Annotated in this window: 9 protein-coding genes; 6 read left to right on the top strand and 3 right to left on the bottom strand. The window is 46.2% G+C overall.

Annotation, left to right across the window (positions count from 1 at the left end; genetic code table 11):
• Positions 1-3: 3 nt before the first annotated feature.
• The 3 genes from CX664_RS07515 to CX664_RS07505 all read right to left on the bottom strand — a co-directional run bounded on the left by CX664_RS07515 (position 4) and on the right by CX664_RS07505 (position 2,468).
• Positions 4-747 carry a hypothetical protein gene (locus CX664_RS07515; protein ID WP_101746140.1) on the bottom strand — a complete coding sequence of 248 codons (744 nt, stop codon included), beginning with the start codon at positions 745-747 and terminating at the stop codon, positions 4-6.
• A gap of 256 nt (positions 748-1,003) precedes the next feature.
• Positions 1,004-1,444, bottom strand: coding sequence for a hypothetical protein (locus CX664_RS07510; protein ID WP_101746139.1), 441 nt, complete (start codon positions 1,442-1,444; stop codon positions 1,004-1,006).
• Positions 1,445-1,490: 46 nt separating this feature from the next.
• Positions 1,491-2,468, bottom strand: coding sequence for a helix-turn-helix transcriptional regulator (locus CX664_RS07505; RefSeq protein WP_101746163.1), 978 nt, complete (start codon positions 2,466-2,468; stop codon positions 1,491-1,493).
• 328 nt (positions 2,469-2,796) lie between these two features.
• Here CX664_RS07505 and CX664_RS07500 point away from each other — a divergent pair, with 328 nt between their 5' ends.
• The 6 genes from CX664_RS07500 (at position 2,797) to CX664_RS07475 (ending at position 12,293) form a co-directional block, all read left to right on the top strand.
• On the top strand, positions 2,797-4,500 hold the full coding sequence (locus CX664_RS07500; RefSeq protein WP_101746138.1) for a class I SAM-dependent DNA methyltransferase: 1,704 nt from the start codon (positions 2,797-2,799) through the stop codon (positions 4,498-4,500).
• Positions 4,490-5,803, top strand: a complete 1,314-nt coding sequence (locus CX664_RS07495) for a restriction endonuclease subunit S (protein ID WP_101746137.1) — start codon at positions 4,490-4,492, stop codon at positions 5,801-5,803. The genes CX664_RS07500 and CX664_RS07495 overlap by 11 nt, the downstream gene beginning before the upstream one ends.
• Before the next feature lie 16 nt (positions 5,804-5,819).
• Positions 5,820-7,025, top strand: a complete 1,206-nt coding sequence (locus CX664_RS07490) for an SIR2 family protein (protein WP_101746136.1) — start codon at positions 5,820-5,822, stop codon at positions 7,023-7,025.
• Between the two features lie 11 nt (positions 7,026-7,036).
• Positions 7,037-10,192 carry a type I restriction endonuclease subunit R gene (locus CX664_RS07485; RefSeq protein WP_244910634.1) on the top strand — a complete coding sequence of 1,052 codons (3,156 nt, stop codon included), beginning with the start codon at positions 7,037-7,039 and terminating at the stop codon, positions 10,190-10,192.
• Positions 10,193-10,283: 91 nt separating this feature from the next.
• Positions 10,284-10,772: a hypothetical protein gene (locus CX664_RS07480; protein WP_101746135.1), complete on the top strand. Its 489-nt coding sequence runs from the start codon at positions 10,284-10,286 to the stop codon at positions 10,770-10,772.
• 219 nt (positions 10,773-10,991) lie between these two features.
• Positions 10,992-12,293, top strand: coding sequence for an HNH endonuclease (locus CX664_RS07475; RefSeq protein WP_180966415.1), 1,302 nt, complete (start codon positions 10,992-10,994; stop codon positions 12,291-12,293).
• The last annotated feature ends 7 nt before the right edge of the window (positions 12,294-12,300 follow it).

The following is a 12,300-nucleotide window of genomic DNA, read 5'->3' as shown; positions in this document are numbered from 1 at the left end:
TTCCTAAAGCTCTGCCATCGAGCTGGCCACAATCAAGGCAGTCACCGTATCGGTCCCTGACAACTCAAACTGCCAGCGACTGCCCCGCCCTGCGGGTAACCGGAAGCCCCGGTCAGACGTGACCGGCAGTTCCAGAATTTGCTGTTCATCCCGAAACACCCGAAACACCCGAAACACCAGATCGGTATAACTGTCGGCCATGATCCTTGCCGAACTGAACAGGGCAGGTTTACCCTGGAACACCTTGCTGCGCCAGCGATAGGGCATTAGTGCCGCGCCTTTGTCCCACGCCTTGATAGCATTGCCAATGGCCAGATACAGGCTGTCGTCCTGAAGGTCACGGTAACAGGCATCGGCATAAGTGCCGAGTTCGGTAAAGGTGCCGCTGTCCGGGCTGAAGATAAAGCCGCCCTTCTCGTCTGGAGAGTCCGCCGAATCACCATAGAACCCAAAGTACCGGCCATCATGGAAGCAGGCATGGATGGTCTGTGGCTTGAACCGTTGCCGCCAGTCTTCCGGGTTGATGATATTGCGGGTCATCAACTCTGCCCGGCCGCCAGCGATGCGTACCAGACCATCGGGGGAGGCATACAGGGCCATATCCCCCATATCCACCATGCTACGTTTGCTGATGCAGGCATGTGCCGTATCAAGCCGTTCCAGGGTCATGGCACTGGGTTCGGTGCCAAAGGCCACATAGGGATAACCATCCGTGGCAATGATCACAATGCAAGCAACAATAAACATGCATGTAACTGTTTGATTTCTCGTTTTTATTTAAAATAGAGAAAAGGAAGGGGTGATCAATCATCTCTGGATGCTGAAATTATAGTCAGATATTCGATGGCAAACTCTGTCGAATGATGGTCTGTAAGAACACCGTACGTCATCTCATAAAGAAATATCTTGCTGCGTTCTGCTTGTGGGCCGGGTTGCCATAAATAGTAGGTGTCACGAGCCTGCCTCCCAGGCTCGGCCTAGTCTTAAAGTTAGTTACAACTTGCTATAGCTCAGGATTTTTTGCCCCACGCTTCAGCATCTCCACGACTTCCAAATTCAAAATGGAAGGCATCTCATTATTATGCTCTGCCATAAAACCCTTCAGCTCGTTCATGGGCATTTCGTAAATGCTGACAAACTGATCTTTGGGCAGGAAGCAGTGCCTGGCAATCACAGTTGGGTCATAGTAGTGGTCGCCAACTCGAATTACCGCCTTGCCAAACAGGCAGTGATCGTTACTGATACCAAGAACATAATGCAGTTCATCAAAGCCCAGTTCATGAAGATTGAGGACATAATCCGCCGCTGTTTTATAGCTATTATGTGGAGTAACAGGAATATCCAGCTTTTGAATAACAGCTGGAAGCACCTTGAGGCTTACCTCCTGAATTTTCGGGGCTACTCCAAAATACTGAAAATACTGCTCGATTTTTTTTACCATCATAACGCCGTCCATGTTGTTATGTTTTTAAGTAATGTCCAAGGTTGAATCAGGCAACCACTGCTTCAATTGACTGACAATCGATAGCCCATGCATCTTCACCAAAGCTGTTCAGCCACCATTGCAACTGACGTGACTCCACAACGGTGGCGCTGATTTCATAGCAGTCCTCATGTTCTCGGTAGGTTTGATCCTCTGATATCCGGGATTCCAGAATATGAAGCCCCGCGTCCTTTCTGATGCGAAATGAAAGCTTAACTTTTCGGCCTTCCCCAAAGGTAAAGCGTGCTTCCTTGCTGTATTGCTTAAGGTCAAACCCCTCTGGTCGTTCAAAGGTCATTGAGGTTGAGCGAGCGAATAACATCCTGTGCATCGCCAGATTCCGTTCATCGTCATACCCCTGGAACCGGCAGACCAGGTACAACCGAGGCCCTTGTTGAGCTAGTCCCAGGGGCATAACGGTTTTTTCTTTTACCTCTCCACCAGCATTTCTGTAAGCAATATCCAGCCAGTAGTTGTTGTAGAGAGCACCGCTGACTTCATTGAATACATCTGGTTGTAACTCGGGAGGTAACAGTGGTTGTGTCTCAGGTGCCACCACCACTTTGGATAACCACTGAATCTCCTTGGCGGGATCCTGGGCATGGCTGATATTTCGATTGGCTTCCTCAAAAAAGCCAGACATGGAATCCATCAAGCTGCTGGGCAACAAGTTCTTCAACGTCTTGTGCGCCATTTGCAGGATCAGCGACTCCTGGATACTCAGGGCGTTCACAGTAAAGCCCACAGCCTGCTGGCTCCACCGGTAGCCATAAGGTTTACTGCGGTTATTCATATCAATGGGGAAGTGACTGCTCTCTACCAAAGACTTCATATGTCGCTGAATGGTGTGTATATCCCGGTCCAATCCAATCTCGGCCAGCTGTTGTTTCAGCTGTTGAGCAGTAATCCACCAGCTTTTGGGGATGCGCTTCAGTAACTCAATGATGAGAATAGTGGTTTCCAGAGAGCTTTGTCGTTTATTCATATCCTTGTCAGACTCCGCAAAACAGGTGTAGCATAGAAAGCTCACTTCATCGCCATTCGGCAACGCTTTCCCGTTTCAGAATCCCATCATAAAACACCCCTGCGACGAGTTGTGTCGCATGCAAACCAAAAAGTGAAATTTTTTTCTAATCAGTGCTTCGCAAATACACGACTACCACCTATAACCTCACAAGCGTACAATTACTCCCTTCCCAAAATTCCTCTCTGAGCTATCTGGCCCTCCGCTCCCCTGAGTCAATAAAGACGATGGTACAAGCCACGGGCGGTAGCGTGGGGGAAGCCTCTCAGAACCTATCTACGGCCACTCTATGAACACCACTGAACAGCAGTTCCTTAAGGCGCTGGACGATAAGCTATGGAAAGCTGCGGACAAACTGCGCAGTAACCTTGATGCCGCCAACTACAAGCACATTGTGCTGGGTTTGATCTTTCTGAAATATGTGTCGGACGCTTTTGAAGAGCGTCAGGATGAACTGAAGACGCTGTTTCAACTAAACGACGATGACAATATCTACTACCTGCCCCGGGACGATTTCGACTCCGAGGAAGATTACCAGCAGGCCATTGCCGATGAGCTGGAAATTCTCGACTACTACCAGGAGAAAAATATCTTCTGGGTGCCGAAGCATGCCCGCTGGAGCACACTGAAAGACACCGCCACCCTGGCCATCGGTTCCGTGATCTGGCAGAACGAACAGGGGGAAGACGTTAAGCTGCGTTCCATCTCCTGGCTGATCGACAATGCCCTGGATGAAATTGAAAAAGCCAACAGCAAACTGAAAGGCATTCTCAACCGCATCAGCAACTATCAGCTGGATAACGAAAAACTGATCGGCCTGATTAACAGCTTCTCCGACACCAGCTTTCGCAACCCGGAATACCAGGGCGAAAAGCTGGAGCTGCACAGCAAGGATATTCTTGGCCACGTTTATGAATACTTCCTCGGCCAGTTCGCCCTGGCGGAAGGCAAACAGGGTGGCCAGTACTACACGCCGAAAAGCATCGTCACCCTGATTGTGGAAATGCTGCAACCCTTTCAGGGGCGGGTGTATGACCCGGCCATGGGCTCCGGTGGTTTCTTTGTCTCCAGTGAGAAGTTTATTGAGGAGCACGCCAAAGAGCGCCATTACGACGCCAGCGAGCAGAAAAAGCATATCTCAGTGTACGGTCAGGAGAGCAACCCCACCACCTGGAAGCTGGCGGCCATGAATATGGCGATTCGGGGCATCGACTTTAACTTTGGCAAAAAGAATGCTGATAGTTTTCTGGATGACCAGCATCCGGACCTGCGCGCCGACTTTGTCATGGCCAACCCGCCGTTCAATATCAAGGACTGGTGGCATGCCCGGCTGGAGGAGGATGTGCGCTGGCAATACGGCACTCCGCCCAAAGGCAACGCCAACTTTGGCTGGATGCAGCATATGCTCCACCATTTGAACGACAACGGTTCCATGGCGCTGCTCCTGGCCAATGGTTCCATGAGTTCCAATACCAATAATGAAGGGGTGATTCGCCGTAAGCTGATCGAATCTGATCTGGTGGAGTGTATGGTGGCACTGCCGGGGCAGCTATTTACCAATACCCAGATTCCTGCCTGTATCTGGTTTCTAACCAAAAACAAACAGAGCGGTAATGGCAAGGTGGATCGTCAGGGCGAGACGCTGTTTATTGATGCTCGCAATATGGGCTTTATGAAAGATCGGGTGTTGAGGGATTTTAAACCGGAAGATACCGCGCAAATTGCTGACACGTTCCATGCCTGGCAGCAAGGCGAAGGCTACGAAGATAAGCCCGGTTTTTGTTTTGCAGCCTCTCTGGAAGATATTCAGAAACACGACTTTGTACTAACGCCGGGGCGTTATGTGGGTGCTGCTGAGCAGGATGATGATGGTGAGCCGTTTGCTGACAAAATGATGCGTTTAACTGGATTACTGCAAGAACAGTTTGCAGAAAGTGACCAACTGGAAAAGGAAATCAAAAAAAATATCGCAGGGCTAGGTTATGGGATTTAAGAGTGTAAAGCTAGGAGAAATAGCAAAATTCATAAATGGCCGAGCATATAAAAATACTGAATTTAAAGATTCTGGCACACCAATTGTTCGAATTCAAAACCTAACAGGTAGAGGGAATATTGTATATTCAGACCTTAGATTGCCAGAAGACAAATACATCGAGAATGATGATTTAATTTATGCTTGGTCAGCAACTTTTGGTCCATATATTTGGAAGGGGGCTAGGAGTATTTATCATTATCATATTTGGAAAATTGAACCACTCGAAGAAACGGATAAGTATTACCTATATTATTTGTTGAAGCATATTTCTAACCGGATTAGTTCTCAAAGTACAGGTTCAATCTTTTCACATATAACAAAAGGCCTAATGGAGTCTTTTGAAGTTGAGATACTCCCATATGATAGGCAAATTCTCGTAGGAAATATTCTAAAGAAAATTGATGACAAGATAGATTTAAATATCCTAATAAACCGCACTTTAGAAGAAATGGCTCAGGCTCTCTTCAAATCATGGTTCGTAGATTTCGATCCGGTAAAAGCCAAAATGTCAGTATTGGCAGCAGGTGGCAGTGCCGAAGAAGCCGAACGGGCAGCCATGTGCGCCATCTCCGCCCGAGACGAGGCAAGCCTGGACACCCTGCAAACCGAACAGCCCGAAGCCTACGCCGAGCTTGCCCGAATTGCTGCGTTGTTTCCTTCTGCTATGCAATCATCTGCATTTGGGGAAATTCCTCACAGTTGGGAATTCAAAAAGCTTAAGGATATTTGTCGGGTGCTTAATGGCAGGGCTTATAAAAATACTGAATTTAAAGATCATGGTACACCTATTGTTAGAATCCAGAATTTATCAAATGGTGGCAAAACAGTTTATTCAGATTTAGAACTGCCAAAAGATAAGCTTATCGATAAAGAAGACTTTATTTATGCTTGGTCGGCCACCTTCGGCCCACATATCTGGAGAGGACCAAAGAGTATTTACCATTACCACATCTGGAAAATGGATGTGAACGAAGATATTGTCAGCCGCTATTTTCTATACCTGAGCATGTTCAGAAAAACCGAGCAAATGAAGAATGGTGCTACAGGCTCAATATTTACACACCTCACCAAATCGATCATGGAAGACCAGGATATCCTAATTGCTACCCCAGAATTAAATTTAGTATTCAAGAAAACCCTAGAAACTTATTTTCACAAAATAACTGCACTCCATAACGAAGCGAGTAGTTTAGAAAGTATTCGGGATTCTTTGCTACCAAAATTGATATCCGGATCTCTTTCTACCAGTGACTTAAATTGATCCAGAAGGTTTAACGATGACGACTGAATGGACTGGATTAGCTGAAACAGTAAAAAAATTAACAGCTTCTATAAAAAGTGAGTTAGATAGGGTAAACGATGACTTTCATAACACTTTGAATGGTGCTAGACCTTTAAAGTTTAATGGCATTGGGTCAAGTGGTGATGATCCAGTTGAGTACTCCGTTGAATTAAGTGATGTACTTTTTTGGCATGACCCAACAGGTTACCTTGATGAACTGGAACGCTGGCAAAATCAGTCTTTGATTGATCAATATCAAGAGGTTAAGGATTATCTTGAAGAGACAGATCAGAACACATCCTTTTCAAGGTTGGTTGAAGCCATTAAACGAAAACGTATTGTCCCATTTATAGGTGCCGGACTATCTTTTTCATGTGATTATCCATTGTGGGAGCAAGCAATAACAAAACTGGTTAAAAAATTAGAAGGGGTATCGACTTCAGAAACAAGAGCGATGCAACCAGCACTTAGCTATCTCGAAGAAGTTAAGCAATATATTGTAAGCTCGAAATACTTGGATGCAGTACAGCTATTGTATGAAAACAACAAAACTCAAGTAGATAATTTCATAAATAATACTTTTGACGGAGCAGACGCTAAAGATATATCTGGCCCGATAAAGCTGCTTCCTGCCATATGTGATGGTTGCATAATCACAACAAACTTTGATGGTTTAATTGAGAAGGTTTTTCAGCAAAAGCACAAAGCCATAGAAGGCTATATGCATGGAATTCAAACTCACAACCAGTTCGCCGCAAAATTAATTCAAGGTGATCGATGCTTATTGAAACTACATGGTCATTATAATTCACCAGAAACTTACATTTTTTCAAGAGAGCAGTATGCAGAAGCATATGGAGACCAGCAAATAGATTATACAAAACCTTTAGCTAAGGTTTTAAGGCAAATATTTATTAGCCACTCCATGCTTTTTCTTGGCTGTAGCTTAGAGCAAGATCGAACGACTGACTTGTTTTCCGACATTATTACAACAGGTGCATTTGATATCCCAAGGCATTTTGCCCTTATGCCGGAAATTAAAGATCATCAAGAAAAGCTAGAAAAGGAAACAAAACTTCTCGATACAAAGATCCAACCTATTTGGTATCAAGTTCTATTGGATGATGATGGAAGAGAGGATCATTCTCAGTTGGAATTAATGATCAAATTCGCGATAGCTTGTGCTGAAGGTAAACTCTAGGTTTAAATATAATGATTACAGAAATTGAATTAGAGCAAACCTGCCTGAGCTGGTTCCGCACGGCTGGCTGGGAAGTCCTCCACGGCCCTGATATTGCTCCTGATGGCCCAACCCCCATGCGCAGCAATTATCAGGATGTGTTGCTAAAGCCAGACCTGGAAAAAGCCTTTACCCAATTAAACCCTCATCTCCCTTCAGGTTGCTTTGAGCAGGTTTGGGCAACACTGACCAAGCCCGAGAGCCTGGACCTGATCACCAATAACCGGCACTTCCACAAACTGCTGCTGGACGGTGTACCAGTGGACTACAAAGGCGACGATGAGCAGTGGGTCAACGACCATGCCTTTCTGGTGGATTTTGAATCGGTTGTCAATAACCGGTTTGTGGCGGTGAATCAGTTTACTCTGACGGGAACCAAGAACCCTCGTCGCCCGGATATTGTCTGCTTTATTAATGGCATTCCCTTTGCGGTGCTGGAGCTGAAAAGCCCCGGTGATGAGAATGTGGATATCTGGGATGCCTTTAACCAGCTGCAAACCTATAAGGATGAAATCAGCGACCTGTTTATTTTTAATGAGGCGCTGGTGATCAGTGATGGTTATACCGCCCGGGTGGGTTCCCTGACCGCTAACCAGGAACGGTTTATGCCGTGGCGTACCATCCAGAATGAAGAAGACCGGCCAGTGCTGGAGTGGCAGCTGGAGACACTAGTTCGGGGCTTTTTCGACCAGGCGCTGTTTCTGGATTACATTCGCTACTTTGTGCTGTTTGAAAGTGATGGCGAACGCACCATCAAGAAGATTGCCGGTTATCATCAGTTCCATGCGGTGCGGGAAGCAGTTCGGGCAACGGTGCTGGCAGCACAGGAACAGCTGGGGGAAGCGGCTTCGGAGACGTGTCGTGGTGGTCGTATATTGCCCGGCAGTAAAAAGGCGGGTGTCGTTTGGCATACCCAGGGTTCGGGCAAGAGTATCTCCATGTGCTGCTATGCCGGTATGTTGCTGCAACAGCCGGCCATGAATAACCCGACGCTGGTGGTGGTGACGGATCGGAATGATCTGGATGGTCAGCTGTTTACCACCTTCAGCAGTGCCCAGGAATTGTTAAAGCAGACACCGGTGCAGGCCAATGATCGGGAAGCGTTGCGTCAGTTACTGGCGGAAAGAGAATCTGGCGGCATTATCTTTACCACGGTGCAGAAGTTTGCCCTGCAGGACGGTGAAAACCATCATCCGCTGTTGAATGGTCGTCACAATATTGTGGTGATTTCCGATGAGGCTCACCGCAGTCAATATGGCCTTAAGGCAGTATTGACCAAAGAAGGCCATTACAAGTTCGGCTATGCCAAGCATATGCGAGATGCTTTGAAGAATGCGTCGTTTATTGGCTTTACCGGCACGCCCATCTCCCAGGAGGACAAGGATACCCGCTCGGTGTTTGGGGAGTATGTCTCCATTTATGATATTCAGGATGCCGTTGAGGATGGTGCGACGGTGCCCATCTATTATGAATCCCGCCTGGCCAAACTGGATTTGAACCACGCTGAAATCCAGCAGCTTTCTGAGCAGGTGGATGAGGTGGTGGAAGATGAGGAAGATATCAACCTCCGGGAAAAAACCAAGGGCGAGTGGAGCCGGTTAGAGAAGCTGGTGGGTGCCACGCCCCGGCTGAAACAGGTGGCGGCTGACTTGGTGGCGCATTTTGAATCCCGCAATGAGAGCATGGATGGCAAGGCGATGATTGTCGGCATGAGCCGGGATATCTGCGCCCATCTTTATAACGAGATTGTGGAGTTGCGTCCGGAATGGCACGACCCTGATCCGGAAAAAGGCGTGATCAAGATTGTGATGACCGGTTCCGCCTCCGATAAGCCATTGTTGCAGCCCCATATCTACAGTAAGAAGACCAAGAAACGGCTGGAGAAACGCTTTAAGGATGTGAACGATCCGATGAAGCTGGTGATTGTGCGGGATATGTGGCTGACCGGTTTTGATGCCCCCTGCTGCCACACCATGTATGTGGATAAGCCCATGAAGGGCCATAACCTGATGCAGGCCATTGCCCGGGTGAACCGGGTGTTTAAAAACAAGCCCGGTGGGCTGGTGGTGGATTACATCGGCATTGCCAATGAACTGAAGGCGGCACTGAAAGATTACACCGATGCCCGGGGCAAGGGTGAGCCAACCTTACGATCCGAAGAAGCCTATGCGGTGCTGGCGGAAAAGATGGATGCGCTGCGTGGGCTGTTTGCCAAAACACCACAGGGTGAAGGGTTGGATATCAGTGGTTTTGAAACCCGAGCCAGAGAGTTGCTGGTGCCTGCGGCCAATTATGTGCTGAGTTTGAAAGATGGCAAGAAGCGGCTGATGGATTTGGTGCTGGCGGCTAACAAGGCATACTCCCTGTGCAGCACGCTGGATGAAGCGAAAGAGCTGCGGCTTGAGCTGGCGTTTTTCTCGGCGGTGAAAGCGGCCATTAATAAGTTCACCACGGTGGATAAAAAGCGCAGCCGGGAGGAACAGCAATCTGCCCTGAAGCAGATTCTGGATAATGCCATTGTGGCGGAAGGCGTGGCCGATGTGTTTGCGCTGTGCGGGCTGGAGAAACCCAATATCGGTCTGTTATCCGATGAGTTTCTGGATGATGTACGGCGGATGCCTCACAGAAATCTGGCCGTGGAGCTGCTGGAAAAGCTGCTGAAAGACGATATCCGCGCCAAGACTCGTAATAACGTGGTGCAGGAGAAGAAGTTCTCCGAACGGTTGCAGGCCACCTTGCGCAAATACAATAACCGCGCCATTGAAACAGCGCAGGTGATTGAAGAACTGATCCAAATGGCCAAAGACTTTCAGGCGGAAATGAGCCGGGAAGCTGAGCTTGGCCTGAACCCGGATGAAGTGGCGTTTTATGATGCACTGGCCAATAACGAAAGTGCCGTTCGGGAACTGGGTGATGAGATTCTCAAAAAGATTGCCGTTGAGATTACCGATAAGTTGCGTAAATCCACCACTATTGACTGGCAGGTGCGGGACAGTGTGCGGGCACGGTTGAAGATTCTGGTCCGGCGTACTTTGCAGAAGTATAAGTATCCACCGGATGGAGCGTCGGCTGCGGTTGAGTTGGTTTTGAAGCAGGCGGAGACTTTGGCTTGTGAGTGGAGTGGGTGAATAGTGAGTTGAAGGAACCAATGTCGATAAGTGTAAGTGTTTAGCTGCTTCTCGGCATTGGTGAATGAATTTATACACTGGTTTTCAAGTGATGTTTAATATTGACAATATTTGGGTTCCAGAGCCTGAGCAGTACTTTGATTGTATCGATGATCCTAGGGGATATTTGTTCTATTTTGTTGAAACAGAAAGTGGTAGTTATCTATCCAGGGAAAAATATGCAGCACTGTATTATCAGAAAATAATAAAATTGATTGAAAACGATAGAAAGGATGACCCAGATAACTTACTGGATAGTATAGAGAGTTCTTTTCCATCTCTTGAAGGTACTAATAAAAACGTATCCAATGAAGAACTGGCCTGGAACATTATTGAGAGTAGTGAATTTTATTTTGGTTTTCCTCCAATAGAATCCCAAGATATTAATTTAGTCCACTTTAGCTGCATTAAGTTACCAAGCAACTGTGATTTTGAGCTATCAGATTTACGTTATTTTATAAGCACTTACTCTATTTTTGATTTAATGAATTACACTTGCGAGCTGAGTTATAACTTCCTTGCCAGGAATCATGACAGGTAAGTATTTAGTGTTTTTTGTTTATTCATCCATTTGTAGCATTTAAAAGCTTACAGAGGTTGTGCAGAGGTAGTTTATTGGCTTAGAAAGGATTTTATGTTCACTGATCAAGAGCCGATAAAACATGATGTTTTGGTGGGTTTTGAGTCATCCACTTATAAATACGTGGGGGCAAGCCAAGAGTAGCTGCTTCCTTATCAGATGATAAATATTAGGATTGATATGGGATCAAAATATCTTGCTTCGTTATCAGAAGATCAATATAGCGAACTGACCGAGCAACTATGGAATATTCAGAATAGTCAGTGTTTTATCTGTGAGAGTGAAATTGATCTCCAGATTCATGAAACCAATATTGACCATATTGTGCCTTTAGCCAGTAAAGGCAAAGATTCTGAAGCCAACTTTGCCCTGACTCATGAGTCCTGCAATAAATCGAAGCAGGATGCCAACCTGAAGATTGCCAAAATCTTGCAGCGACTGAGCAAGATACAGGAAAAGACCAAAGCTGAGAATGGCAAGTCTGCATCCCTTAAGGATGTTCTCAGTTACTATGATGGCTCAAAGTATGACTTCAAGTATGTTGAGAATGATGGCGAACTGAAATATTCATTTTCCCTGATGGGCGATAACAAAAGCTACACGACGAAAATTTTTCAGGACCAGCTGTCTGGTGAGAAATCATGCTTTATTGATGTTCCTGTTGAGTACTTGTTTCATGATGAAATCATCAACCCAAGAGGGATCAATAATAGCATTGGTAAGCTGATTAAAGAGTTTGATAAAGGCAATCCACAGTTGCATCTCTGTCTGGCCAGAATAGACAATAATAAGCTGAAAATATTTGATGGACAGCATAAGGCAGTTGCTCAAATACTACTCGGCAGCAAGCGGGTTGTTACCAGGATATTTATAAAGCCAAACATCGATCGCCTGACAGAAACCAATACCAATGCTGGCAGTACTTTGAGACAGATCGCTTTTGACAAGTCGATCATGAGACAGCTGAACAGCACACTTTATTCAGAAAGGGTTAAACAGTATCAGATTGTCCATCAAATGCAGGCTGATGATTATTCGTTCTCCGAGCAACAGCTGGTGGACTTTTTCAAAGGCGATGGTGTCAAAATCAAGAAGTATATTATTGATGCAATCAAGTACTCCATTACCCGGCATGAAGACAATAAACTAAAAGACTACATTGATTTCGATGGCAAGGCTAAGGAGTTACCCATCTCCTACAGTGCTTTTGATAAGTCGATATTGTCTACCTTTGTCAATTCCAAGGTAATTCTTAACAGACCAATCGATGATAAAGCGGATGAAGGGCTCAATCCAAGAAACCTGGAAATCAACCAGATTGCAAAAATTCTCAGCATCATTGCGGAAACCCTTTATATTAATAAGTTTCAGCCAGAACTGGGCACCCACAGAATAGAGCAAAAGATTGCCGATAAGAAGGATAGAGATATTACGGATGATCACCTGATCGCCTATAGAATCAGCAAGGAAGAAGTTAAATGACTTCCGG

Origin of the sequence: Endozoicomonas acroporae (assembly GCF_002864045.1) — a bacterium.
GTDB classification, from domain to species: domain Bacteria; phylum Pseudomonadota; class Gammaproteobacteria; order Pseudomonadales; family Endozoicomonadaceae; genus Endozoicomonas; species Endozoicomonas acroporae.
The sequence above is the reverse complement of the archived record's forward strand: the minus strand, read 5'-3'. Positions and strand labels throughout refer to the sequence as shown.

Bases quoted from the DNA above. Each gene is read 5' to 3' on its own strand.
- CX664_RS07475 (WP_180966415.1), top strand. From the start codon at position 10,992: ATGGGATCAAAATATCTTGCTTCGTTATCAGAAGATCAATATAGCGAA.
- CX664_RS07495 (WP_101746137.1), top strand. From the start codon at position 4,490: ATGGGATTTAAGAGTGTAAAGCTAGGAGAAATAGCAAAATTCATAAAT.
- CX664_RS07485 (WP_244910634.1), top strand. From the start codon at position 7,037: ATGATTACAGAAATTGAATTAGAGCAAACCTGCCTGAGCTGGTTCCGC.
- CX664_RS07510 (WP_101746139.1), bottom strand. From the start codon at position 1,444: ATGATGGTAAAAAAAATCGAGCAGTATTTTCAGTATTTTGGAGTAGCC.
- CX664_RS07505 (WP_101746163.1), bottom strand. From the start codon at position 2,468: ATGAATAAACGACAAAGCTCTCTGGAAACCACTATTCTCATCATTGAG.
- CX664_RS07500 (WP_101746138.1), top strand. From the start codon at position 2,797: ATGAACACCACTGAACAGCAGTTCCTTAAGGCGCTGGACGATAAGCTA.
- CX664_RS07490 (WP_101746136.1), top strand. From the start codon at position 5,820: ATGACGACTGAATGGACTGGATTAGCTGAAACAGTAAAAAAATTAACA.
- CX664_RS07480 (WP_101746135.1), top strand. From the start codon at position 10,284: ATGTTTAATATTGACAATATTTGGGTTCCAGAGCCTGAGCAGTACTTT.
- CX664_RS07515 (WP_101746140.1), bottom strand. From the start codon at position 747: ATGTTTATTGTTGCTTGCATTGTGATCATTGCCACGGATGGTTATCCC.